20 protein-coding genes are annotated in these 22682 nt (G+C 70.4%); 8 read left to right on the top strand and 12 right to left on the bottom strand.

Features of this window, described 5'->3' with window-relative positions; genetic code table 11:
• Window positions 1-2: 2 nt before the first annotated feature.
• The gene (locus B118_RS0100780) at window positions 3-767 is read right to left on the bottom strand and encodes an SDR family NAD(P)-dependent oxidoreductase (RefSeq protein WP_018222684.1); all 765 of its coding nucleotides are present in this window, start codon (window positions 765-767) and stop codon (window positions 3-5) included.
• 45 nt (window positions 768-812) lie between these two features.
• On the opposite strand from B118_RS0100780, the gene B118_RS0100785 reads away from it, so the two are divergent.
• Complete coding sequence (locus tag B118_RS0100785) at window positions 813-1214, top strand: ArsR/SmtB family transcription factor (RefSeq protein WP_018222685.1); 402 nt, start codon at window positions 813-815, stop codon at window positions 1212-1214.
• A 123-nt stretch (window positions 1215-1337) separates the two neighbouring features.
• Here B118_RS0100785 and B118_RS0100790 read toward each other — a convergent pair whose 3' ends face one another.
• From B118_RS0100790 to B118_RS0100810, 5 genes are all read right to left on the bottom strand, one after another.
• A complete protein-coding gene (locus tag B118_RS0100790) occupies window positions 1338-2378 on the bottom strand; it encodes an ABC transporter ATP-binding protein (protein WP_018222686.1) in 1041 nt (346 codons plus the stop codon).
• Window positions 2362-3447, bottom strand: a complete 1086-nt coding sequence (locus tag B118_RS0100795; protein ID WP_026270425.1) for an ABC transporter ATP-binding protein — start codon at window positions 3445-3447, stop codon at window positions 2362-2364. Before B118_RS0100795 ends, B118_RS0100790 begins: the two co-directional genes overlap by 17 nt.
• Before the next feature lie 5 nt (window positions 3448-3452).
• Window positions 3453-4421 (bottom strand): ABC transporter permease, encoded by a 969-nt coding sequence (locus B118_RS0100800; protein WP_018222688.1) that lies wholly within the window; start codon window positions 4419-4421, stop codon window positions 3453-3455.
• On the bottom strand, window positions 4414-5352 hold the full coding sequence (locus B118_RS0100805; RefSeq protein ID WP_026185704.1) for an ABC transporter permease: 939 nt from the start codon (window positions 5350-5352) through the stop codon (window positions 4414-4416). The genes B118_RS0100800 and B118_RS0100805 overlap by 8 nt, the downstream gene beginning before the upstream one ends.
• A gap of 89 nt (window positions 5353-5441) precedes the next feature.
• Entirely contained in the window at window positions 5442-7043 is a 1602-nt protein-coding gene (locus B118_RS0100810; protein WP_018222690.1) for a peptide ABC transporter substrate-binding protein, read from the bottom strand.
• A 432-nt stretch (window positions 7044-7475) separates the two neighbouring features.
• Between B118_RS0100810 and B118_RS0100815 the strand changes: the two genes are divergently transcribed.
• From B118_RS0100815 to B118_RS0100825, 3 genes are all read left to right on the top strand, one after another.
• Complete coding sequence (locus B118_RS0100815; RefSeq protein WP_018222691.1) at window positions 7476-8336, top strand: bifunctional methylenetetrahydrofolate dehydrogenase/methenyltetrahydrofolate cyclohydrolase; 861 nt, start codon at window positions 7476-7478, stop codon at window positions 8334-8336.
• 122 nt (window positions 8337-8458) lie between these two features.
• A complete protein-coding gene (locus B118_RS0100820; protein WP_018222692.1) occupies window positions 8459-9409 on the top strand; it encodes a malate dehydrogenase in 951 nt (316 codons plus the stop codon).
• Between the two features lie 160 nt (window positions 9410-9569).
• The gene (locus tag B118_RS0100825) at window positions 9570-10784 is read left to right on the top strand and encodes an NADP-dependent isocitrate dehydrogenase (RefSeq protein WP_018222693.1); all 1215 of its coding nucleotides are present in this window, start codon (window positions 9570-9572) and stop codon (window positions 10782-10784) included.
• A gap of 265 nt (window positions 10785-11049) precedes the next feature.
• Here the strand turns inward: B118_RS0100825 and cysC are convergent, their stop codons facing one another.
• Window positions 11050-12576 (bottom strand): adenylyl-sulfate kinase, encoded by a 1527-nt coding sequence (gene cysC / locus B118_RS0100830; RefSeq protein WP_028192261.1) that lies wholly within the window; start codon window positions 12574-12576, stop codon window positions 11050-11052.
• A gap of 90 nt (window positions 12577-12666) precedes the next feature.
• Entirely contained in the window at window positions 12667-13245 is a 579-nt protein-coding gene (locus tag B118_RS0100835) for a DM13 domain-containing protein (RefSeq protein WP_018810142.1), read from the bottom strand.
• A 126-nt stretch (window positions 13246-13371) separates the two neighbouring features.
• On the opposite strand from B118_RS0100835, the gene B118_RS0100840 reads away from it, so the two are divergent.
• Genes B118_RS0100840 through B118_RS0100855 form a run of 4 tightly spaced genes read left to right on the top strand, consistent with a single transcriptional unit; the run spans window position 13372 to window position 16824 of the window.
• A complete protein-coding gene (locus B118_RS0100840; RefSeq protein ID WP_018810141.1) occupies window positions 13372-14286 on the top strand; it encodes an ABC transporter ATP-binding protein in 915 nt (304 codons plus the stop codon).
• Complete coding sequence (locus B118_RS0100845; RefSeq protein ID WP_018222697.1) at window positions 14279-15157, top strand: ABC transporter permease; 879 nt, start codon at window positions 14279-14281, stop codon at window positions 15155-15157. The genes B118_RS0100840 and B118_RS0100845 overlap by 8 nt, the downstream gene beginning before the upstream one ends.
• On the top strand, window positions 15154-16110 hold the full coding sequence (locus B118_RS0100850) for an ABC transporter ATP-binding protein (protein ID WP_018222698.1): 957 nt from the start codon (window positions 15154-15156) through the stop codon (window positions 16108-16110). The genes B118_RS0100845 and B118_RS0100850 overlap by 4 nt, the downstream gene beginning before the upstream one ends.
• Window positions 16111-16113: 3 nt before the next feature.
• Window positions 16114-16824, top strand: a complete 711-nt coding sequence (locus tag B118_RS0100855; RefSeq protein ID WP_018222699.1) for an ABC transporter permease subunit — start codon at window positions 16114-16116, stop codon at window positions 16822-16824.
• 156 nt (window positions 16825-16980) lie between these two features.
• On the opposite strand, the gene B118_RS0100860 is transcribed toward B118_RS0100855, so the two are convergent.
• From B118_RS0100860 to B118_RS0100875, 4 genes are read right to left on the bottom strand one after another with little or no spacing between them, the layout of a single operon-like run.
• Window positions 16981-18879, bottom strand: coding sequence for an ABC transporter ATP-binding protein (locus B118_RS0100860; RefSeq protein ID WP_028192262.1), 1899 nt, complete (start codon window positions 18877-18879; stop codon window positions 16981-16983).
• Window positions 18876-20693 (bottom strand): ABC transporter ATP-binding protein, encoded by a 1818-nt coding sequence (locus B118_RS0100865; RefSeq protein WP_027647257.1) that lies wholly within the window; start codon window positions 20691-20693, stop codon window positions 18876-18878. The genes B118_RS0100860 and B118_RS0100865 overlap by 4 nt, the downstream gene beginning before the upstream one ends.
• A 36-nt stretch (window positions 20694-20729) precedes the next feature.
• On the bottom strand, window positions 20730-21242 hold the full coding sequence (locus B118_RS0100870; RefSeq protein WP_028192263.1) for a methylated-DNA--[protein]-cysteine S-methyltransferase: 513 nt from the start codon (window positions 21240-21242) through the stop codon (window positions 20730-20732).
• Complete coding sequence (locus tag B118_RS0100875; RefSeq protein WP_028192264.1) at window positions 21239-22681, bottom strand: AlkA N-terminal domain-containing protein; 1443 nt, start codon at window positions 22679-22681, stop codon at window positions 21239-21241. Before B118_RS0100875 ends, B118_RS0100870 begins: the two co-directional genes overlap by 4 nt.
• Window position 22682 lies beyond the last annotated feature (1 nt).

Consider the following 22682-nt stretch of genomic DNA (forward strand, 5'->3'; position numbering starts at 1 on the left):
GGTCAGGTCAGTTCCAGCCCGCCGTCGACAGTGAGGACCTGCCCGGTCAGCCAGGTGCTGGCCGGGTCGGCCAGGCGCAGGATCCACGCGGCGACCTCCTCGGGATTACCGCGGCGACCGAGGGGGATGCGGGCAGCCTCTTCTCGTTTGATCTCCTCGATGGCCGCGTCGGAGAGTCCGGCGGCGGCCAGCGCCGGGCTCTCGGTCGGGCCGGGAGCGAGGGCGTTGACCCGAATCCCGCCCGCCGCGAGTTCTGCCGCCCAGCTCCGGGTGAGCTGTTCGAGGGCGGCTTTGGAGGCCGCGTAGTGGGCGGCGCCTGGCAGGGGTCGGTGGCCGTAGGTACTGGAGACGTTGACGATCGATCCGCGGCTTCGGCGCAGGTGCGGTAGGGCCGCGTGCGCCAGCAGGCTGGGCGCGACGACGTTGAGGTCGAACAGGGCGGCGATGCCCGCGGCGGTGGTGTGTGCCAACGGCATGATCTTGGTGGCGCCGGCGTTGTTGACCAGGACATCCAGTTGTCCCCAGCGGTCGACTGCGGCGTCAACCACTTCCTGCGGTGCTGAGGGCTCGTTCAGGTCGGCCGGGTGGACGGCGATCGCGGGGTGTCCGGCGGCGGTCTCCGCGAGCGCGTCCTTGCGGCGGCCGACACCCAGCACCCGGGCGCCCGCGTGGGCGAACGCGTGTGCTGTCGCGCGGCCGATGCCGGATCCGGCCCCGGTGACGACAACGACGTGTGCGGTGAGATCGGTGCAGGGTCTGGCGTTCACTGTCACCCCAATGTTCGATGTTCGTAAAACGTCGAACAAGGTAGCATGGTCGCCATGAGAAAGGCACGACATCCCGACCCGGACGAGATCTCCCTGATCGACGTGCTGGGGGCCCTCAACGACCCCATCCGGGTCGGCCTGGTGCGGGTGCTCGCCGATGGCCGGGAACGCGGGTGGGGCGAACTTCGCGTGCCGGTCGCCAAGTCCACCCTCAGTCATCACCTGCGCGTGCTCCGCGATGCTGGGATCACCCGCACCCGACAGGAAGGCACCCGCTGCTTCGTCGAACTTCGTGGCGGCGACCTCGACGCCCGCTTCCCCGGGCTGCTGGGCGCCGTCCTCGGTGCCGCCGACCGCGACGACGTGGGCGGTCACGTCGGCGTCGTAGCCGGCCTACCCGAGCCCCTCGCAGATCGAAAGCCTGGAGCCCCGCAGATCGAAAGCTGAAGGCCCCGCAGATCGAAAGTCGGGTGCCTCGCAGATCGAAACCCTCGGGTGGGCACCAGGAAGCTGGGCGCCACGGGCGGCGCCCGCCGGACCGGTTGATCCCGGCGCCCTGGGATGCGGTCGTCAGGAGGGGGACGCCGGTTCGCGGAGTTCGGCGAAGTGGCAGGCCGACGGGTGCGGGTCGGCGGCGCGCGGCACGGTGTCCGGGTCCTGGGTGGCGCAGACATCCTGCGCCTTCCAGCACCGGGTGCGAAACCGGCAGCCGCTCGGCGGGTTCGCCGGGCTCGGCACGTCGCCGATCAGGCGGATCATGTTCTGGTTGTCCCGCTGTTCCGGGTCGGGCACCGGCACCGCCGACAGTAGCGCCTGGGTGTACGGGTGGGTGGCCCGCTGGTAGATCTCCTCCTCGGTGCCGAGCTCGACGATCCGACCCAGGTACATCACCGCGACCCGGTCGCAGATGTGCCGTACCACCGACAGGTCGTGGGCGATGAAGATGTACGAGAGGCCGAGCTCGTCCTGCAGCTGCTCAAGCAGGTTGATCACCTGTGCCTGGATCGAGACGTCCAGCGCGGAGACCGGCTCGTCACAGACGATCACCTCGGGGCGCAGCGCGAGCGCGCGGGCGATGCCGATGCGCTGTCGCTGGCCGCCGGAGAACTGGTGTGGGTACCGGTTGATGTGCTCGGGGCTGAGCCCGACCATGTCCAGCAGTTCCTGGACTCGCCGCTGTCGGCTGCCCCTGGGCGCCGCCTCCGGGTGGATCTCGAAGGGCTCCCCGATGATGTCGCCGACGGTCATGCGCGGGTTCAGCGAGGTGTACGGATCCTGGAGGACCATCTGCATGTTGCGGCGTAGCCGGCGCAACTCCCCGCCGCGGGCGGCGAAGAGGTCCCGCCCCTCCAGGGTCGCCACTCCGGAGGTCGGGATCTCCAGCCGCATCAGCAGCCGGGCCAACGTGGACTTCCCGCAGCCGGACTCGCCGACGATGCCGAGGGTCTCCCCACGGCGCAGGTCGAAGCTGACCCCGTCCACGGCACGGACCGCTCCGATCTGGCGTTGGAAGACGACGCCCCGGGTGATCGGAAAGTGCTTTACCAGGTTCTCGACGGCCAGGATCGGCTCGCCGCGTACCTTCTTCGGCGGGCTAGCGGGCGCGGTCATCGCGGACCTCCTGCGCGAAGTGGCACGCGCTGGTCCGGCCGTCGCCGAGGACCAGGTCGTGCGGAACGACGTCCACGCAGACCTGCTGGACGTACGGGCATCGGGGGTGGAAGGGGCAGCCGGAGGGAATCCGCATCAGGTTCGGTGGCAGGCCCCGGATGGTGGACAGCTGCTGGCCGTGGAAGTCCAGCCGGGGGATCGATTCCAACAGCCCCTTGGTGTACGGGTGGGCGGGTGTCTTGTACAGCGACCGGACGTCGGCGTGTTCGACGATCCGCCCGGCGTACATGACGGCGATCCGGTCGGCGACGCCGGCTACCACGCCGAGGTCGTGGGTGATCAGGATCATCGCCATGCGGAGGTCTCGGCGCAGGTCGGACAGGAGGTCCATGATCTGGGCCTGCACGGTCACGTCCAGCGCGGTGGTCGGCTCGTCGGCGATGAGAACCTTCGGGTTCAGTGCCAACGCCATGGCGATCATGACGCGTTGCCGCATGCCGCCGGAGAACTGGTGCGGGTAGTCGCCGAGCCGGCTGGCCGCGGCCGGGATCTTGACCAGCTCCATCAGTTCGATCGCCCGCCGGCGGGCGTCGCCGCGGGACATCCCGGCCCGTTGGCGCAGCGTCTCGCCGATCTGCCAGCCGACCGGGAAGGTCGGGTTCAGTGCGGAGAGGGCATCCTGGAAGATCATGGCGATCTCGGTGCCGCGCACCTGCCGGCGTTGCTCCTCGGACTGGGCGAGCAGGTCGCGGCCCTGGTAGCGGATCTGCCCGGAGCGGATCACCGCGGGCGGGGTGTCCAGGATGCCCATGATCGCCTGGGCGGTGACTGACTTGCCGGAGCCGGACTCACCGAGCACGGCGAGGGTCTCCCCGGCGTCCAGGTGGTACGAGACACCGTTGATCACCTTCGCCACACCTTCTCCGGTGCGGAACTCGACGTGCAGGTCCCGTACCTCAAGCAGGTGGCCGCCCTCCGGAGTGGGGGAGGCGGGCGTGGGTTGGACTGCGGACTGGGACACAGCGCCTGCCTTTCGCTCGCTGCCACGGGTGGGCCGGTTCCCGCGCATGGGGCTCACCGGAGTTTCGGGTCGAAGGCGTCTCGGATCGCGTCGCCGAGCATGATGAACGCCAGCACGGTCAGCGCGAGGAAGGTCGACGGGACCATCAGCGGGGTGGCCGACTCCCGCATGTGCACCCGGCCGTTGTTGATGTCGATGCCCCAGGAGATCGTGGGTTCCTTGAGCCCGATGCCGAGGAAGGAGAGCGTCGCCTCGGCCGCGATGAACGATCCGAGGGCGATGGTCAGCACCACGATCGCGGGGGCGAGCGTGTTGGGCAGGATGTGTCGCCACATGATTCGGCTGTTGCTCGCGCCGAGCATCCGGGCGGCGGAGACGTAGTCCTGCTCCTTCGCGGTGATCACCGACGAGCGGACCACCCGGGCCGTCGTCGTCCAGCCGAGCACCGCCAGGACGAAGATGACGGCCGCGATCCGGATCGTCGCGCTGTCGCTGGCGACTCGCTTGAGCAGCACGATCGCGGCGAGCAGCAGTGGGATACCGAGCACGATGTCGATCACCCGGGAGAGGACGGCGTCGATCCATCGGCCGAAGTAGCCGGCGAGCATGCCGACGGTGAGCGCGATCAGTCCGGTGAGCAGCGCCGAGAGGGCGCCGACCAGGAGCGAGGCGCGAGCGCCGTAGACCGCTCGGGCGTACGTGTTGCAGCCCTGGAAGTCGTACCCGAAGATCGCTCCGCCGGAGGGGCCGGCGTGCTGCCGGGAGAGTAGGCAGTCGGCGGGGTCGGCGGTGGTGAACAGCGCGGGCACGGCGGCCATCGCGGTGACCACCAGGACCAGGGCGGAGCTGATCCAGAAGATCGGCTTTCGCCGTAGGTCCCGCCAGGCGTCGCCAGCGAGGCTGCGCGGTCGGCCGGGGGTGACGGAGGTGCCGCCGATCTGGTTCGGCGCGTTGGGTTCGCCGGAGGGGCCGCGCCGGGCGTGGGGATCCTCCGACGCGGCCACCGTCTCGAAATCACTCATAGCGGATCCTCGGGTCGAGTACGGCGTAGAGCACGTCCACCACCAGGTTGGCGATGAGGTAGACCACGACCAGCACGCTGACGATCCCCACCACCAGCGGACCGTCCTCGGTGCGGATGGCGCGGAAGAGGTTGAAACCGACCCCGGGGATGTTGAACACCCCTTCGGTGATGATCGCGCCGCCCATCAGGTTGCCCAACTCGACGCCGAGGAAGGTGACCACCGGGATGAGTGAGTTGCGCAGCACGTGAATGCCGACGATCCGTCGCTTGACCAGGCCCTTCGACCGGGCGGTGCGGACGTAGTCGGCGCGCAGGTTCTCGGCTACGGCGGTCCGGGTCAGCCGCAGTGCGGTGGCCAGGGAGAGGGAACCGAGGACGATCCCCGGCAGTAGGAGTGAGTAGAAGTCGGGGTCGGCGCCGGCGGTGGGTGGGAAGAGCTGCCACCGGACGCCGAGGAGGTACTGCGCGATGGGTGCCAGCACGATGGTCGGCACGGCGAGGACGACCAGGGTCAGCAGCAGCGTCGAGTTGTCGAAGATGCTGGCCCGGCGAACTCCGGCGAGCACACCGGCGGTGACCCCGACGAGCACGGTAACCGCCATCGCGATCAGGGCCAACTTGATCGTCACCGGCCAGGCGGCGGCGAGGATGTCGCCGATCTGCCGTCCGGTGAGGGATTCGCCGAGGTCGCCCTGGAGAAGGTTCCGGATGTAGTCGAAGTAGCGGTAGAAGAAGCCGTCGATGCCGGTCCGGTCCAGGTGGAACTTCTCCGTCAGGTACGCCCGTTGGGCCTCGGTGACCGGGCGTTCGCCGGCGAGCGCCTGGATGGGGTCACCCTGACCGGCGAACATCAGCGCGTAGACGATCAGTGTGGTCCCGAAGAAGGCGAGGACCATCTGGAGCAGTCGTCGCAGAATAAAGCGGACCATACTAGGCAGTCTCTCTGAAAAAGGGCGAAGGGGAGGCGTGGTCGGGTCACCAGCTACCCGGTGACCCGACCACGCCGCTCGTTACCGAACTACTGGACTGCCTCGATCTTCAGCAGGTCGACCCGGTTGAAGAGGTCCAACTCCACGTTCGTGACCTTGCTCGAGTGCCCGAAGACGTGCTGGCCGTAGCGCAGCGGGATCACCGGCAGGTCCTCGGCCAGCAGGTCTTCGGCCTGCTGGTACTTCGCGATCGCCTCCTCCTCGGAGGCCGCCGCCGAACCCTCGGCGACCAGCTTGTCGAACTCGGGGTTCTCGTAGCCGTAGAAGTTCGCAGAGCCGTTGCTGCTGTACAGCGGGCCCAGGTAGTTCTCCATGGACGGGTAGTCCATGACCCAACCCATCCGGAACAGGCCGACCGGCTGCTCCGCCTTGACCTTCGTCAGCAGGTCGGAGAACTTCGGCTCGGCGCTGCCGACGCACTCCACATCCAGGTTCGCCCGGAGCTGGTTGCAGGTGGCGTCGATCCAGTCCTTGTGGCCGCCGTCGCCGTTGTACGAGATCTCGAGCCGGCTCGGGCCGCCCACGCTCTGGTAGAGCGCCTTGGCTTTGGCCGGGTCGAAGGTGCCGGCGTCGCCGATGGTGTTGTCGCGGTAGCCCGCGACAACCGGGGAGACGAACGAGCGGGCCGGCGTCTGCGAGTCCTTGAAGACCGCCTTCGTGATCTCCTCCCGGTCGATCGCCATCGAGATCGCCTTACGCACGTCCGGGTTGCTGAACTCCTCCTGGTAGGTCGGGAAGGAGAGGAACTGGAAGGACGACGCGGGGCTGGTCTGGAACCGCTCCCCCAGGTCCGTGGGGGCGGTCGACAGGTTCTCGGTCGGGATCGCCTTGATCACGTCGAGGTTGTCCGAGAGGACATCCGCGTACGCGGCGGCGGGCTGCTGGTAGATCCGGAACTCGACGCCCGCCACCTTCGGCTGCTCGCCGGGGAAGGCGTCGTACCGCTCGACCTCGACCCGGGCGTCGTGCTGCCAGGTGCCCTTCATCTGGAACGGGCCCTGCCCGATCGGTGCCTGCTCGTAGCCCTCGTCGAGCACGCCCGGCTCCGAGAACGCGGCCTTCGGCAGGGGGTAGAAGGCGTTGTACCCGAGCATGGTCCGGAAGTCGGAGTACGGCGCGGACAGGGTGACGGTGAAGGTCAGGTCGTCAACCTTCTCCAGGCCGGACAGCGTCTGCGCCGCCGGGGTCTCGCCCTGAAGGTCCTCGTAGCCGGCGATCTTCTCGAAGAAGTAGCTCGAGCCCTGGCCGTTCGGGGCGTAGGCGCCGTAGTTCCAGGCGTCGATGTAGTTGTCGGCGGTGACCGGCTCGCCGTTGTGGAAGGTGTAGCCGTCCTTGAGTGTGATCGTCCAGGTGATGTTGTCCTCGGACGTCACCGACTCGGCTGCCACCTCGTACGCCTGGTGGGCGTCGTCGTAGTCGACCAGTGGGCTGAACAGGGCAGCGAGCACCTGCGAGCCGCTGGTCTCAGTGGTGTTGGTCGGAACCAGGTGCTGCGGCTCGGCGATCTCGATCCGCACGGCCGCGTTGGGGTCGGTCCCGCCGGAACCACCGCTGCCGGAGCCGCAGGCCGTCAGGCCCAGGGTCACCGCCAGCGGGAGGGCCGTCCAGGCGGCGAGTCTACGAACGCGCATGAAGCCTCCTCATCCTCACGCTGCACAGGACCCGACGTTGGGTAACGCTGCGCAACGACCGGCAACGGTAGGCCGCCGGTCAGCGATCGACAACGGAAGGGTTGCGAAGCCGTAACGGAGGGTGGTGATGAGGCTTGTCTGGGGCGGCCCTCCGTGCTACAGATCCGCGGCTGAACTGCACGTTTGTCTCACGAATCGGTGACCGGGTGGGGGGTGTCGACCCGCAACGGCACCACCGAACCCGCCGTCGCCGACCCGTCCGGCGTGCCCCTGCCCGCAGTTGGTCGTGCAGGTTTGGGTCATTTGAGGCTACTCAGAGTGACTTATTGCACGTGACTGGCAGCCCTGGGTGCCCCCCGTCACAACAGCGCCGCGCCGCCGGCTGCCCGGGTCGTCGGCTCCGCGCGGCGGCCGGCGTGAGACGATCTGGAGGTGACGGCGACGCTTCTGGATGGCAAGGCGACCGCAGCCCAGATCAAGGACGAGCTGCGGGTACGCGTGAAGGCTCTGGCGGAACGGGGTGTCACTCCCGGTCTCGGCACCGTCCTGGTCGGCGGCGATCCCGGCTCCCAGGCGTACGTCAACGGCAAGCACCGGGACTGCGCCGAGGTCGGCGTCGCCTCGCTTCGTCGGGAGCTTCCGGCCGACGCCACGCAGGAGCAGGTGGACGCCGTGCTGGCGGACCTGAACGCCGACCCGACCTGTCACGGCTACATCGTGCAACTGCCGCTCCCCGGCCACCTCGACACCCAGCGGGTGCTGGAGCTGATCGATCCGGACAAGGACGCCGACGGTCTACACCCGGTCAACCTGGGCCGGCTGGTGCTCGGCTACCCGGGGCCGCTGCCCTGCACTCCGCGCGGGATCGTCGAGCTGCTCCGCCGGCACGACGTGGCGCTGCGAGGTGCCCGGGTCGTCGTGGTCGGTCGCGGTAACACGGTCGGCCGCCCGCTCGGGCTGCTGCTCACCCGGCGCAGCGAGAACGCGACCGTCACCCTCTGCCACACCGGCACCCTCGACCTCACCGCGCACACCCGGGCCGCGGACATCGTGATCGTCGCGGCCGGGGTGCCGGGGCTACTCACCGCCGACATGGTCACGCCGGGCGCGGTCGTGGTGGATGTCGGGATCACCCGGGTTATCGGCCCCGATGGTAAGGGCCGCTACACCGGCGACGTGGATCCCGGCGTCACCGAGGTGGCCGGGGCCCTGGTCCCGATGCCCGGCGGAGTGGGGCCGATGACCCGCGCGATGCTGCTGACCAACGTCGTGGAGCGGGCCGAACGCGGCTGACGTCCCGCAGCGGCACCGCAGCGCGCGCATCGGGGTCATAACCGTCCGCCCCTGACCGGATCGGTGCCAGGATGGCTGATACGGTCCGGAAAAACCGACTGGTATCAGGGAGTGGGACGTCAATGGGTAAGAAGGTCACTGTCGTCGGGGCCGGCTTCTACGGCTCCACCACCGCGCAGCGTCTGGCCGAGTACGACGTCTTCGACACCGTCGTGATCACCGACATCGTGGAGGGTAAGCCGGCGGGTCTAGCCCTGGACCTCAACCAGTCGCGGGCCATCGAGGGCTTCGAGACCAAGCTGGTTGGCGTGACCACCGGCCCCAACGGCGAGGGCTACGAGGCCATCGAGGGCTCGGATGTCGTCGTTGTCACCGCCGGTCTGCCGCGCAAGCCGGGCATGAGCCGGATGGACCTGCTGGAGACTAACGCCAAGATCGTCCGGCAGGTCGCCGAGAACGTCGCCAGGTACGCGCCGAACGCCGTCGTGATCGTGGTCTCCAACCCGCTCGACGAGATGACCGCGCTGGCCCAGATCGCCACCCAGTTCCCGCACAACCGGGTGCTCGGCCAGGCGGGCATGCTGGACACCGCCCGATTCACCAACTTCGTGGCCGAGGCGCTCGGCGTACCGGTGGCGTCGGTGCGGACGCTGACGCTGGGCTCGCACGGGGACACCATGGTCCCGGTGCCGTCGAAGAGCAGCGTGGCCGGCAAGCCGCTGCGTGAGGCGATGCCCGCGGAGCAGATCGAGGAGCTGGTGGTCAAGACCCGCAACGGTGGCGCCGAGGTGGTGGCGCTGCTGAAGACCGGCTCGGCCTACTACGCCCCGTCGGCCGCCGCCGCCCGGATGGCGAAGGCCGTCGCCGAGGACTCCGGCGAGGTCATGCCGGTCTGCGCCTGGGTGGACGGGGAGTACGGCATCTCCGGCGTCTACCTCGGGGTGGAGGCGGAGATCGGCGCGCAGGGAGTTCGGCGGGTCGTCGAGACCGACCTGGACGCCGATGAGCTGGCCGCGCTGAAGGAGGCCGCCGAGGCGGTTCGCGCCAAGCAGGGCGACGTCGCCAGCATGTGATCATCCCGACGGCAGGCCCCGTGGCCACCCGGCCGCGGGCCTGCCGTCGCCCTCACCAAGGGCTCGGGGACCCTGGAATGAGGCCGGCTGGGGAGACCGGAATTGTTTGCAGTACGCTCGTACTGCTTGAGCATGTGTCCCCCGAGAGGAGCGCCGGCCGATGGCGAAGATCAAGGTAAACAACCCGGTCGTAGAGCTCGACGGCGACGAGATGACCCGGATCATCTGGAAGCAGATCCGGGAGCAGTTGATCCTGCCCTACCTCGACGTCGACCTGCGGTACTACGACCTCTCGATCCAGCACCGGGACGAGACCGACGACCAGGCCACCGTTGACGCCGCCAACGCGATCAAGGAGCACGGCGTCGGCGTCAAGTGCGCCACGATCACTCCGGACGAGGCGCGGGTCGAGGAGTTCGGGCTGAAGAAGATGTGGCGGTCGCCGAACGGCACCATCCGCAACATCCTCGGCGGCGTCGTCTTCCGTGAGCCGATCATCATGTCCAACGTGCCGCGGCTGGTGCCCGGCTGGACGAAGCCGATCATCATCGGTCGGCACGCCCACGGCGACCAGTACAAGGCCAGCGACTTCGTCGTCCCCGGGCCCGGCAAGGTCACCATCACCTACACCCCGACCGACGGCACCCAGCCGGTCGAGATGGAGATCGCCAACTTCCCCGGCGGCGGGGTCGCCATGGGCATGTACAACTTCGACGAGTCGATCCGGGACTTCGCCCGCGCCTCCATGCGGTACGGCCTCGACCGTGGCTACCCGGTCTACCTGTCGACCAAGAACACCATCCTCAAGGCGTACGACGGCCGGTTCAAGGACATCTTCGCCGAGGTCTACGAGGCCGAGTTCAAGGCCGACTTCGAGGCGGCCGGCATCAGCTACGAGCACCGGCTGATCGACGACATGGTCGCCGCGGCGCTCAAGTGGGAGGGCGGCTTCGTCTGGGCCTGCAAGAACTACGACGGTGACGTGCAGTCCGACACCGTCGCACAGGGCTTCGGCTCGCTCGGCCTGATGACGTCCGTGCTGATGACCCCGGACGGCCGTACCGTCGAGGCCGAGGCCGCGCACGGCACCGTCACCCGGCACTACCGGCAGTACCAGAAGGGCGAGAAGACCTCGACCAACCCGATCGCCTCGATCTACGCCTGGACCCGGGGCCTGGCCCACCGGGGCAAGCTGGACGGCACCCCGGCGGTTGTCGAGTTCGCCAACACGCTGGAGAAGGTCATCATCGAGACCGTCGAAGGCGGTCAGATGACCAAGGACCTCGCGCTGCTCATCTCGCGGGACGCCCCGTGGCTGACCACCGACGAGTTCATGAACGCGTTGGATGAGAACCTGGCCCGCAAGCTCGCCTGACCAATCCCGACCGACGGGGCCGCCGACTACCGATGGGTAGTCGGCGGGGCGGGGTCGAGCCGGCGGGTGGCGCGACTTTCTTCGGCGCGCCTCGTTGACCCAGATGGACGAGATGCCAGTCGAGTCCAGGAAAGTTGACCGTGGTCGCCCACGACGTGTGCCGCCCGTCAGCTTCCCGGCTGTCGCGTACAGCCAGCCGTCCCTTCCCAGCGGGGGGCCCTGTCCCGGGCCCCCCGCGCCCCGGTTCCGGGCCCTTCCCGGGAAACTATCCGCTCGGGTGGCGGGGCTCGACCCAGCCCGTCTCGGCCAGCTGGTGCAGGACCGCCTGCACCGCCTCCTCCACCGACAGGTCGGTCGTGTCGAGTGTCAGGTCAGCGTCGGTCGGCTCCTCGTACGGGTCGTCCACTCCGGTCATCCCGGTCAGCAGGCCGGCGCGGGCGCGTGCGTACAGGCCCTTGCGGTCCCGCTGCTCGCAGACCTCCAGCGGGGTGGAGACGTGGATCAGCAGGAAGCCCGCCCCGGTGGCCAGCGTCATCCTTCGAGCGGCGGTCCGCGCCTGCTCGTAGGGGGCGATCGGGCAGCAGATCGCCACCCCCCGATGCCGGGCGATCTCGGCGGCCACCCAGCTGATCCGGCGGATGTTCGTGTCCCGATCGGCCTTGCTGAAGCCGAGCCCCGCCGACAGCTCCCGGCGCACGATATCGCCGTCGAGCAGGGTGACCGTCCGTTCACCCTGCTCCCGCAGGGCGTCGGTGAGACCACGGGCGATGGTGGACTTGCCGGAACCGGAGAGGCCGGTCAGGAAGATGACCAGTCCTCGGTAGCGGCGGGGTGGGCGGGCGTGCACCAACTCCTTCGCCACCGCCGGTGGAGTGTGCCACTCCGGCAGCGGGAAACCCCGGTCCAGCAGGTCGTCGATCTCGGCCTGGGTCAGCGCCTGCCGCCGGTTGCGCGGCGGGATGTCCTCCCGCCACCGCCACTGCCCGTCGCGGTTGTCGTAGGCCAACTCCCGTGGGACCAGCACCCGCAGCCCGGCACCGGAGAGCGTCTCGCCGGTGGAGAGCAGATGGGTCACCCCGTACGCCGCCGAGACCCGCGCCCGGAGCAACGCGTCGGCGATCTCCTCGCGGCGGCGGGGTAGCGGAACGGCGACCAGCGTCGCTGGCGGCATTCGGTCCCGGGCGGCGAAGACGCTGCGAACCAGGGCCTCCGGCGGCAACTCGCCGCCGTCCTCACCGATCGGGATCAACACCAGCAGGTGGGCGCCGAGGGTACGGGTCGCGTGGGCGATCTGGGCGAGCTGCGGCCGGTGTAGCGGCCGGTTGGCGACCACCCCGAGCACCCGGCCGGGTGGCAGCAGTGAGCGAATCTCCTCCGGGGTGCGACGCAGCCGCTGGAACGGGCCGTGCCCGCCGTCACCGAGCCGGCGAACCGGACCGCCGACCCCCGTCACCCCGTCGCGGACCGGCCAGACGTCGGCAACCTCCAGCGCGGCCATCGGGGCCCCCTCGCCGTCGGTCAGTACCAACGTGCGGCGGGCCGGATCGTGGACGTCGAGCCGCTCGACGAGGGCCGTGGGCACCTGGAGCGTTACCGGCACCGACCAGGAAACGTCGTCGGCCAGCCGGCCCCGCCGGCGCACCGAGACCAGGTCGGCGCGGGTCATGAAGCCGGTCAGCGGGGTGTACGCCCCGGTGAGGAGCAGCTCCAGGTCGGCCAGTTCACCCGGGCGGGGCGAGTACGCCGGCGCGTCCCGCAGCACCTCGTCGGGCGGCACCCAACCGTTACTCATGAACCCCCCAAATCACTGTTCGGCACTAGTTTCTCAGCCAACCGGGGGATCGGTCGAGTGCCACTCCAGGAGACGGGGGTGCGGCCGGATTCAGGCAGTGGCCAAGGGAGCGGCGCCGAACGACACCGCGAACCGTTTGCACCAGATTGACACGCTGGTCAGCTCGTCCAGCCTCACCTCGGCCGGGATGTCGTACGCCTGGTCGCCGCGGTTGCCCTTGAGCCGGCCCAGCTCGACCCAGTGGCCGTCGTCGAACACGTGCCACCCGGCCTCGCCGGTCCGCACCGGCTGGTCGGTCAACCACACCCGCAGGTCAGGACCGTTGGAGGTTGCCAGGCCGACCAGTTCCAACCGCAGCTTGCCATCGGCGGTGCGGATGATCCGAGCGGTGCCGCTGGTGTCGTGTTCGTGGGTGACGAACTCGCCGCTGCGCACGACTACCGGGCCGGTGTCCGAGGCGGAGTCCTCGTCCGGAGTGGAGCCTTCGCCTGGCGTGGAGTTGGCCGGCGATGACGGCGCATCGGTGGCCACGACCGACAATTCTTCGTTCACCTCGGTGTCGGTGACCAGCTTCCACGGCTGGAACCAGTAGAGACCGAAGGCGGTGCCGGCGGCGAGAACGGTGACCGCGACCCAGGTGAGCGGGGCGCGCAGCAGTCTTGAGGCCATACGTTCAGTCTGCCGGCCGGGGTCGGTGGGTGAAATTACCGGAGCCTTACGACTGCCGCCCCCTACGGGATTGATCAGGGGCGCGTCGGGTGTCGGCAGCGGGCGGCGCCTGCCTAGGCTGGGAGCGTGGCACTCATTGCGACCGAGTCGCTGACCAAAACCTATCGGGGTGGGGTCACCGCGCTGGCTGATCTGACCGTCGTGGTCGAGCCCGGCGTCGTCGGTCTCGTCGGCGCGAACGGCGCCGGCAAGTCCACCCTGATCAAGATCCTGCTCGGCCTGCTCCCGCCGACCAACGGGCAGGTCCGGGTCCTCGGCCTGGATCCGACCACCCAGCCCGACCAGGTCCGGGCGCGGGTCGGCTACATGCCCGAGCACGAGGCCCTGCCGCCCGACCTCTCCGCCGCCGAGTTGGTCACCCACCTCGGCCGGGTCAGCGGCCTGCCACGGACGGTGGCCCGCGAACGGGCCAGCGAGGCACTGCGACACGTCGGGCTCTACGAGGAGCGCTACCGCCCGGTCGGCGGCTACTCGACCGGCATGAAGCAGCGGGTGAAGCTCGCGCAGGCCCTGGTGCACGACCCGGACCTGCTCCTGCTCGACGAGCCCACCAACGGGCTCGACCCGGCCGGGCGGGACGCGATGCTCGCCCTGATCCACCGGATCGGCACCGAGTTCGGCATCTCGGTGCTGGTCTGCTCGCACCTGCTCGGCGAGGTCGAGCGGATCTGCGACACGCTGGTCGCCATCGACGGCGGCCGGCTGCTGCGGGCCGACCGGATCGACGCCATGACCTCGGCCACCGACGTGCTCGCGGTGGAGGTCAGCGAGGGCACCGAGGAACTGGCCGCCCACCTGGCCGCGCTGCGGCTGCCGGTCCGCCGGGACGGCCGCCTACTCCTCGTCGAGCTGGCCGATGACGACACCTACGATCAGATCCTCGGCGCGGTCGCCGAGCTGGACCTGCCGCTGCATCGGTTGGACCAGCGTCGTCACCGGGTGGCCGAGTTGTTCGCCACCAGGGAGCCCAGCCATGTCTGAGTCGACCGGAGTCATTCACGACATCGGCTACCAGCGCTACGAGGGCCCCCGCCTCGGCCGTGGTCCGGTCTTCGCCGCGCTCTACCTGCACGGGCTGCGTACGGTCTTCGGCTTCGGCCGCAGCGCCAAGGCGAAGATCTTCCCTTGGCTGGTGGTGGGCATCGTGATCGTGGTCGCCGCGGTGGTCGCCGCCGTCCGGAGCCAGATCGGTCAGGTGGTGATCACGTACGCGCAGTTCGCCGACACGATGAGCTGGCTGATCATCTTCTTCGCCGCCGTCGCCGCCCCCGAACTGGTCAGTCGCGACCTGCGCAGCGGAGTGCTGCCGCTGTACTTCTCCCGGCCGCTGGCCCGGTCGGACTATCCGCTGGCCAAGCTCCTCGCCCTGGTTACCGCGCTCTGGTTGCTACTCGGCGGTCCGCAGCTGGTGATGTTCCTTGGCGCCGCCTTCACCACCGAGGAGGGGCCACGGGGGGTCTGGAACGAGCTGCTCGACCTGCTGCCGGGCCTGCTCTACGCCGGTCTCTGGGCAGCGGTCTTCGGCGCTATCGGCCTGTTGATCGCCGCACTCACCGGCAAGCGGGCGTTCGCCGCCGGCGGGATCGTCGCGGTCTTTTTGATGACCACGCCGATCGTCGGCATCCTTGCCATCCTGCCCGCGCAGACGATCAATGAGCTGGCCTTCCTCGCCTCCCCCATGACCATGGTCAACGGCGTGGGCACCTGGGCGCTCGGTGACCTGCTCTTCGAGGGCGGGGGTGGGCTGCCCATCGGTGGGTTCGGTCCGCTCTACGCCCTCGCGGCCGTGCTGCTCGTGGCCGGCTGTGTCGTCCTCCTGTTGGCCCGCTACCGGAAGGTGGCCACCCGATGAGCGTGACCAGTGTGGAGCCGAGGTCGACGTCGGCCCCCACGGGCAGCCGACTGGATCTGGCGGGGGTCTCCCGCTGGTACGGCAACGTGGTCGCCGTAAACGACGTCAGCATGATCCTGGGGCCGGGGGTCACCGGGCTGCTCGGCCCCAACGGTGCGGGCAAGACGACGCTGCTGCACATGATGGCCGGTTTCCTCGCGCCGTCCCGTGGCGCGGTGACCCTGGACGGGGCGCCCACCTGGCGTAACCCCGAGGTCTACCGGCGACTGGGCCTGGTCAGTGAACGGGAGGCCGTGCACACCTTCCTCACCGCGTACGAGTTCGTGCTGGCCAGCGCACGGCTGCACCAGCTGCCGGACCCGGCGGAGGCGGCTCGCCGGGCGATCGCCCTGGTCGAGTTGGAGGGGGCGCAGTCCCGCCGGATCGGCACGTACTCCAAGGGCATGCGACAGCGGGCGCGGGTGGCGGCGGCGCTGGTCCACGATCCGCAGGTGCTGCTGCTCGACGAGCCGTTCAACGGGATGGACCCGCGACAGCGGCTGCACATGATGGACCTGCTGCACCGCCTCGGCGGCGCCGGGCGCACCATCCTGTTCAGCTCGCACATCCTGGAGGAGGTCGAGCAGCTCTCCGGCACGGTGCAGGTGATGGTCGCCGGCCGGCTCGCCGCCTCCGGCGACTTCCGGACGATCCGCCGACTGATGACCAACCGGCCCCACGTCTTCGCGGTCCGCTCCACCGACGACAGGGCGCTCGCCGTGGCGCTGATGGCGGAGCCGTCGGTGACCGGCGTGGAGCTGGGCCAGGCCGGGCTGACCGTGCGGGTGAGCGACTACGGTGCCTTCACCCGGGTGCTGCCCAAGGTCGCCCCGGCCCGGGGAATCCGGGTGCGGCAGCTGGTGCCCGAGGACGAGTCCCTGGAGAGCGTGTTCTCCTACCTGGTGGAGGCCTGACCAATGTCGACTGTTTCCTGGATCACCGCCCGGGGGCTGTTGGGGCGGCGTCGCTTCCTGCTGCTGTTCCCGCTCCCGGTGCTGCTGATTCTGCTCGCGGTGCTCTCCCGCGCGCTGGGGGTGGATCCCGGCGAGTGGGGGCCGCCGGTGCTGGTCGGTCTCGGGTTGGCCGTGGTGCTGCCGGTGATCGCGTTGATCGTCGGGACCGGGGTGCTCGGCGCGGAGATCGATGACGGCACCGTGGTGCACCTTCTCACCAAGCCGTTGCCGCGCTGGCAGATCGTGTTGCCCAAGCTGGCCGTGGCGGCCGGGGTCACCGCGGTCACCGTTGCCGTGCCGCTGTATGTGGCCGGTGTGCTCGCCAGCTCGGTCCGGGTCGGTCTGGCGCTCGCCGCCGCCGCCTCCATCGGCGCGTTGGCCTACTGCGCGTTCTTCCTCGCGCTCAGCCTGGTCACGCGCCGCCCGGTGCTGCTCGGGTTGGTTTACGTGCTGATCTGGGAGGGGCTGCTCGGCAACTTCGTCAGCGGTACGAAGGTGCTCTCCATCCAGCAGTACGTGATCGCGCTCGCCGACCGGTTCGCCCCGACCGAGCTGCTCGGCACCGATGTCTCGGTGCCGGTCGCGGCGGTGATGAGCACGCTGATCGCGGTCGGCTTCACCGCCCTGGCGGTTGATCGGCTCCGGTCGTTCAGTGTGGCCGGCGAAACCAGCTGAGGAGTGGCGGGGCAGCGGCGAGGAGGCTTCTGAGTGGCGACTGGAAACGGTCGAACAATGGAGCGCTGGTCGATCACCGCTGGCCCCGTCTCGGGGCGGCTGGGCGGCGATCGCGTGCCAACCCGGCGGGGTGCGACTCGTCGAACCGCCCCCTGCTCAGCTGAGGGAGTCGAGCCACTGGCGGTGTAGCGCGGCGTACCGCCCGTCGCTGTGGACCAGTCGCGCCGGTGGACCGTCCTCGACGATCCGTCCCGACTCCAGCACCACCACCCGGTCGGCGATCTCGACGGTGGAGAGTCGGTGCGCGATCACCAACGCGGTGCGGTCGCGCAGAATGGTGGCCAGGGCCCGCTGGACCGCTCGTTCGGTCGGGACATCGAGGGACGAGGTTGCCTCGTCGAGGATCAGCACCGCCGGGTCGGCCAGGAACACCCGGGCGAACGCGACGAGCTGCCGTTGACCGGCTGAGAGCCGGCTGCCGCGGCGATGCACCTGGGTGGCGTACCCGTCGGGCAGCGCGGTGATGAACTCGTCCGCGCCGATCGCCTTCGCCGCCGCCGCCACCGCGTCGTCGTCGGCGTCCGGCCGGCCGAAGCGGATGTTCTCCGCGACCGTGCCGCCGAAGAGGTGGGTTTCCTGCGTGACCAGGACGAGTGCCTGCCGTAGGTCGGCGTCGGCGACGTCCCGCAGGTCCACGCCGCCCAGCGAAACGGCGCCCGTGTTCGGGTCGTGGAAACGGGCGAGCAGCTTGGCGATGGTCGACTTGCCGGCGCCGGTCGGTCCGATCAGCGCGACTGTCTGTCCAGCGGGGATGTCCAGGTCCAGCCCGCGCAGGATCGGGGACTGCGGGTAGTACCCGAAGGAGACCGAGTGGAAGGTGACCGCACCGCGCCCGACGGCCGGCAGTGGCACCGGGCGGGCCGGCTCCGGCACCTCCGGTCGCTCGTCCAGCACCCCGGCGAGCTTCTCCAGCGCCGCGGTGGCCGACTGCAGCGAGTTGTAGAACTGGCTCAGCTCCTGCATCGGCTCGAAGAACCGACGCAGGTAGAGCAGGAAGGCGGCGAGCACCCCGACCTCCGCGTGACCGTTGAGGACGCGCCACCCGCCGTAGCAGAGCACCGCCGCGATGGTCACGTTGCCGATCAGCTTGACCCCGGGTGAGTAGGTGGCGATCAGCTGGAACGCGTGCAGGCTGGCCCGTCGGTAGTCGTCGTTGACCCGGGTGAAGATCCGCTGGTTGCGCGGCTCGCGGCGGAACGCCTGCACCGCCCGGATCCCGCGCAGCGACTCGACAGTGTGCACGATAACCAGGGCGATGGTGTCCCGGGTCCACCGGTACGCGACGGCCGAGGTGCGGGCGAACCAGCGGGACAGCCAGAACAGGAACGGGAACGCCAGTAGTGTCACAGCGGCCAGCGGAAGGTCCAGCCAGAGCAGGATCGCCGCCACCGACAGGATTGACAGGGCGGCGAGGACCAGGCTGTCGATGCCGCCGCCGACCAACTCGCCGATGGAGTCCAGGTCGCTGGTGAGCCGGGAGACCATCCGCCCGGAGGTGTACCGCTCGTGGAAGGTGACCGACAGGCGCAGGAAGTGCCGGTACACCCGGCGTCGGAGGTCGAGTAGCACCGCCTGACCGATCCGGGCGGAGCGGACCAGGAAGCCGCGGCGGGCAGCGTACTCGGCGACCGTGGCGACGACGAACGCGGCCGCGATGTACGTCAACGGTCCGGCGTCACCTGCCTGCAGCGGCGGAATGGCCCGGTCGATGCCGAGCATCACCAGATACGGTCCGGCCATTCCCGCCACGTTCTGGATGAGTAGCAGCGCGACGGCGACGGCGAGCTGTCGGCGGTGCGGGTGGAGCAGGTTGCGCAGCAGCGCCCGGCTGCGGGCGCGTAGCCGGGCCACCGCCGCCGGATCGGTGTCTTCGGCGCGGCTGCGATCGGCGTCCGGGTCGACCGCGATGCCCCGCCAGTTCTCCTGGGCCGGCCGTGGCCTCCGCACGGGGACGGCCGACCGCGGGTCACCGCCCGGATTGTCGCCGTCGGTCACGAGCGCACCAGGCCGTTGGGGGTCGGATCGCCCGCCGGCGGCCCCGGTTCGGCCGCGAGCAGGGCACGGTACGCCGGCACGGTGGCGAGCAGGTCAGCGTGCCGGCCCAGCGCGGTGATCCGGCCGGCCTCCAGCAGGGCGACCCGGTCGGCGAGCGCGATCGTGGCCGGTCGGTGCACCACGACCAGTGTTGTCGTGTCGGGCAGGGCCCGGCGGAGCGCCGTCTCGACCAGCGCCTCAGTGTGCACGTCGAGGGCGGACAGGGGGTCGTCGAGCAGGAGCAGGGCGGGGCGGCTGAGCACCGTCCGGGCGAGCGCGAGCCGCTGCCGCTGCCCGCCGGAGAGGGACAGGCCCTGCTCGCCGACCCGGGTCGCCAGCCCCCACGGCAGGTCGTAGGCGAAGGTGGCCTGCGCCAGCGTGAGCGCGGCCCAGACCTCCTCGTCGCCGGCGTCGGGTCGGCCCAGGGTCACGTTCTCCCACACCGACATGGAAAAGAGCGTCGGCTCCTCGAAGGCCACCCCGACCAGCCGGCGCAGCGTCGCCAGCTGCAGGTGCCGCACGTCGTACCCGTCTATGGTGATGTGGCCGCCGGTCACGTCGTGTAGCCGGGGCACCAGCGACAGCAGGGTGCTCTTGCCGGAGCCGGTCGCGCCGACCAGCGCCACCGTCTCGCCCGGCTCGATGGTGAGGTCAACGTCGCGCAGCACGGGTTCGCGGGCATCCGGGTACCGGAACGAGACACCGGAGAACCGCAACCGACCGCGGAGCTGGGCGCGGGGTGGGGCGGCGGCGTCGGGAGCGTCCAGGATCGCGGGTGGGGTGTCCAACACCTCCCGGATCCGGTCAGCCGCGGTCGCCGCCTCCTGCCCGCCCGCGATGATCCACCCCAGGCCCTGCACCGGCCAGATCAGCAGGAGCTGGAGGCTGACGAAGGCCACCAGCTCGCCGATGGTGAGCGTGCCGGCCGCGGCGGCGCCCGCGCCAGCGACGAGGACGATGCCCAGGGTCAGGTTCGGCACCAGGTCGAGCCGGGCGGAGGTGTCGGCGAGCAGCCGTCCCTTGCCGACCGCGGTGTCGTGCAACGCTCGGGAGCTGACGGCGAATCGGGCGGCCAGCTCCGGCCCGCGCCCGTATGCCTTCGCCGTGCGTAGCCCCTGCGCGGTCTCCTCCACCAGCGTGGCCAGGTCGCCCTGTTGGTCCTGCATCCGTCGGGAGGCGGCGTGGTACGCCTGGGCGAACCGCCGGGCGACGAGGAACAGCGGGATGGCGCTGACCGCCACGACCAGGCCCAGCATGGGGTGTAGCCGGATCAGCAGCGCCACCACCACGGTGTATGTGACCAGGTTCAGGGCGAGGAAGAGCAGGCCGAAGGAGAGGAACCGACGGATCGCCGAAAGGTCGGTGGTGATCCGGGAGAGGAGCTGGCCGGACTGCCACCGGTCGTGAAAGCTGGCCGGCAACCGTTGCAGGTGGGCGTAGATGTCGGCCCGGATGGCCGTCTCGATCCCCAGCGAGGAGGAGGACTGCACCCAGCGGCGGATGAAGATCAGCACTGCTTCGGCGAGCCCGAAGAGCAGCGCCAGGCCGGCGAGGCGGAACAGCCCGGCGGGATCCTGCCGAGCGACCGGACCGTCCACCACCCGCTGGGCCACCAGCGGTACGGCGATCCCCGCCGCCACGGCGGCCAGGCCGGCGAGGAAGAGCCAGGCGAACTCCGGTGCGTATGGGCGCAGGTAGTGCCGCAGCCGCCAGAGGCTGTCGAGCGGATGTCGGCCCGTGGTGGGGCCCGGATAACCGTCAACCTCCGCGGGCACTACCCGACGTTACGTCTTTTAGGACCGTCGCCGGTGTCAGCTTGTTGTCAACTGCCGCTCATGATTCAGCAGCCACTCCTTCACATCCAGGCCCCAGCGGTAGCCACCGAGCGTTCCGTCGGTGCGTAGCACCCGGTGACAGGGGACGAAGAGCGCGGCAGCGTTCCGGGCGCAGGCCGCCGCGGCGGCGCGGACCGCTGCTGGGCGACCCGCCAGCCCGGCGAGCTCCGTGTAGGTGACCGGATCGCCCGGCTTCAGGTCCCGCAGCACGTTCCAGGCGTGGGCCAGGAACGCGCCGTCGGTGTGCTGCTCGACCGGAACCCCGTCAACCGCGGTCAGCTCCCCATCCAGGTACGCCGTGACGGCGGCGGTGACCGGGCCGAGGTCGCGTCGTTGGCGCAACGGGCCACGCAGGCGTGGGTGGACCAGGGTGAGCAGGGCGGGCAGGTCGGTGGTGAAGCCGGCGGCTCGGACCACCCCGTCCGGTCCGGCGAGGATGCCGAGCGGGCCGGCCGGGGTGTCGGCGACGGTGGCGTCGATCATGTTCATGCTGCTCTCCAGAGTCGGCTCAGCGCGTACGAGCGCCAGGGGCGCCAGCGGTCGGCGTACGAGTACAGGGTGTCGGGGCTGGTGGGGAGGCCGAGGGCGGCGGCGCCCCGGCGAACGGCCACATCGGTGGGAAGTAGGACGTCCGGGTCGCCGAGCGCGCGGAGCGCGACGTAGTCCGCGGTCCACGCCCCGATCCCGGGGAGGGTCAGCAGCCGCCGCCGGGTCTCCTGCCGATCCCCACCCGGCTCCAGGTCGATCTCCCCGGCGGCCACCGCCGCCGCAAGCCGACGCAGCGTCTCCCGGCGGGCGGCCGGCATCCGGAAGGCCGAATCCGGCGCGGCAAGCACCTCCGCGGCGGCGGGGAACCCGGACAACTCCCCGCCTCCCGCCTCGGATACCGGGGTGGCGAGCTGGCGCAGGAGCCGGGTGAGCGTGGTGCGGGCGGAGGCCACCGAGACCTGCTGGCCGACGACCGCACGGACGGCCACCTCGAAACCGTCGACCGCACGGGGCACCCGGACCCCGGGTTCCGCCGTGACCATCGGGGCCAGTGCGGGATCGGTGGCCAGGGCGGCGTCCACCGCGGTGGGATCGGCATCGAGGTCGAGCAGCCGCCGGCACCGGGCCACCGCCGGTGCCAGGTCCCGCAGGTCGGTCAGGCGCAGGGTCGCCACCACGTGCCGCTCCGTCGGGGTCAGCGCCGCCGTGCCGGTGCCGTGGGGCAGCCGCAGGCCCCGGTGGTAGGTACCGGCGCGCACCTCGTCCACCCCGGGCAGTGTCCGCGGGGCGAGGAAGTCCAGCAGCGCCCCGACGTGCAGTGGGGGGCGGTAGGCCAGCCGTACCGTGATGGTGCCGGGTCCCGCGGGTGTCGTTGGACCTCGTCGGGTGGCCCGCAGTTCGGACGGCGGGACCGCGTACACCGCGCGGAGCGTGTCGTTGAACTGCCGTACGCTGCCGAACCCGGCGGCGAACGCGACCTCCGCCAGCCCGAGGTTGGTGGACTCGATCAGGGTCCGCGCGGTCTGCGCGCGCTGCGCGCGGGCCAGCGCGAGCGGGCCGGCGCCCAACTCGGTGCGGAGGAGCCGGTGCAGGTGGCGCTCGGTGTAGCCGAGCCGCGCCGCCAGACCGGGCACCCCGTCGCGGTCGACCACGCCGTCGGCGATCAGCCGCATGGCCCGACTCACCAGGTCCGCCCGGAGATCCCACTGCGGTGAACCGGGGGTCGCATCCGGCCGGCATCGGCGGCAGGCCCGCAGCCCGGCCCCCCGCGCCGCGGCAGCAGATGGGAAGAACCGCACGTTATTTCGCTTCGGGGTGGTCGCCGGACAGGATGGCCGACAGTAGATGCCGGTGGTGAGCACACCGGTGTAGAACCAGCCGTCGAACCGCTGGTCACGGCTGTCAACGGCCCGATAACACCGTTCAAAGTCCAGGTCCACG

The sequence above is a fragment of the Salinispora pacifica CNR114 genome, from assembly GCF_000514775.1.
Classification (GTDB): domain Bacteria; phylum Actinomycetota; class Actinomycetes; order Mycobacteriales; family Micromonosporaceae; genus Micromonospora; species Micromonospora pacifica.

What these genes read in the sequence shown, in the direction of transcription:
- B118_RS0100785 (WP_018222685.1), top strand. Translation starts at nt 813, where the DNA reads ATGGTCGCCATGAGAAAGGCACGACATCCCGACCCGGACGAGATCTCC.
- B118_RS0100790 (WP_018222686.1), bottom strand. Translation starts at nt 2,378, where the DNA reads ATGACCGCGCCCGCTAGCCCGCCGAAGAAGGTACGCGGCGAGCCGATC.
- B118_RS0100795 (WP_026270425.1), bottom strand. Translation starts at nt 3,447, where the DNA reads ATGCGCGGGAACCGGCCCACCCGTGGCAGCGAGCGAAAGGCAGGCGCT.
- B118_RS0100800 (WP_018222688.1), bottom strand. Translation starts at nt 4,421, where the DNA reads ATGAGTGATTTCGAGACGGTGGCCGCGTCGGAGGATCCCCACGCCCGG.
- B118_RS0100805 (WP_026185704.1), bottom strand. Translation starts at nt 5,352, where the DNA reads ATGGTCCGCTTTATTCTGCGACGACTGCTCCAGATGGTCCTCGCCTTC.
- B118_RS0100810 (WP_018222690.1), bottom strand. Translation starts at nt 7,043, where the DNA reads ATGCGCGTTCGTAGACTCGCCGCCTGGACGGCCCTCCCGCTGGCGGTG.
- B118_RS0100820 (WP_018222692.1), top strand. Translation starts at nt 8,459, where the DNA reads ATGGGTAAGAAGGTCACTGTCGTCGGGGCCGGCTTCTACGGCTCCACC.
- B118_RS0100825 (WP_018222693.1), top strand. Translation starts at nt 9,570, where the DNA reads ATGGCGAAGATCAAGGTAAACAACCCGGTCGTAGAGCTCGACGGCGAC.
- cysC (WP_028192261.1), bottom strand. Translation starts at nt 12,576, where the DNA reads ATGAGTAACGGTTGGGTGCCGCCCGACGAGGTGCTGCGGGACGCGCCG.
- B118_RS0100835 (WP_018810142.1), bottom strand. Translation starts at nt 13,245, where the DNA reads ATGGCCTCAAGACTGCTGCGCGCCCCGCTCACCTGGGTCGCGGTCACC.
- B118_RS0100845 (WP_018222697.1), top strand. Translation starts at nt 14,279, where the DNA reads ATGTCTGAGTCGACCGGAGTCATTCACGACATCGGCTACCAGCGCTAC.
- B118_RS0100850 (WP_018222698.1), top strand. Translation starts at nt 15,154, where the DNA reads ATGAGCGTGACCAGTGTGGAGCCGAGGTCGACGTCGGCCCCCACGGGC.
- B118_RS0100855 (WP_018222699.1), top strand. Translation starts at nt 16,114, where the DNA reads ATGTCGACTGTTTCCTGGATCACCGCCCGGGGGCTGTTGGGGCGGCGT.
- B118_RS0100870 (WP_028192263.1), bottom strand. Translation starts at nt 21,242, where the DNA reads ATGAACATGATCGACGCCACCGTCGCCGACACCCCGGCCGGCCCGCTC.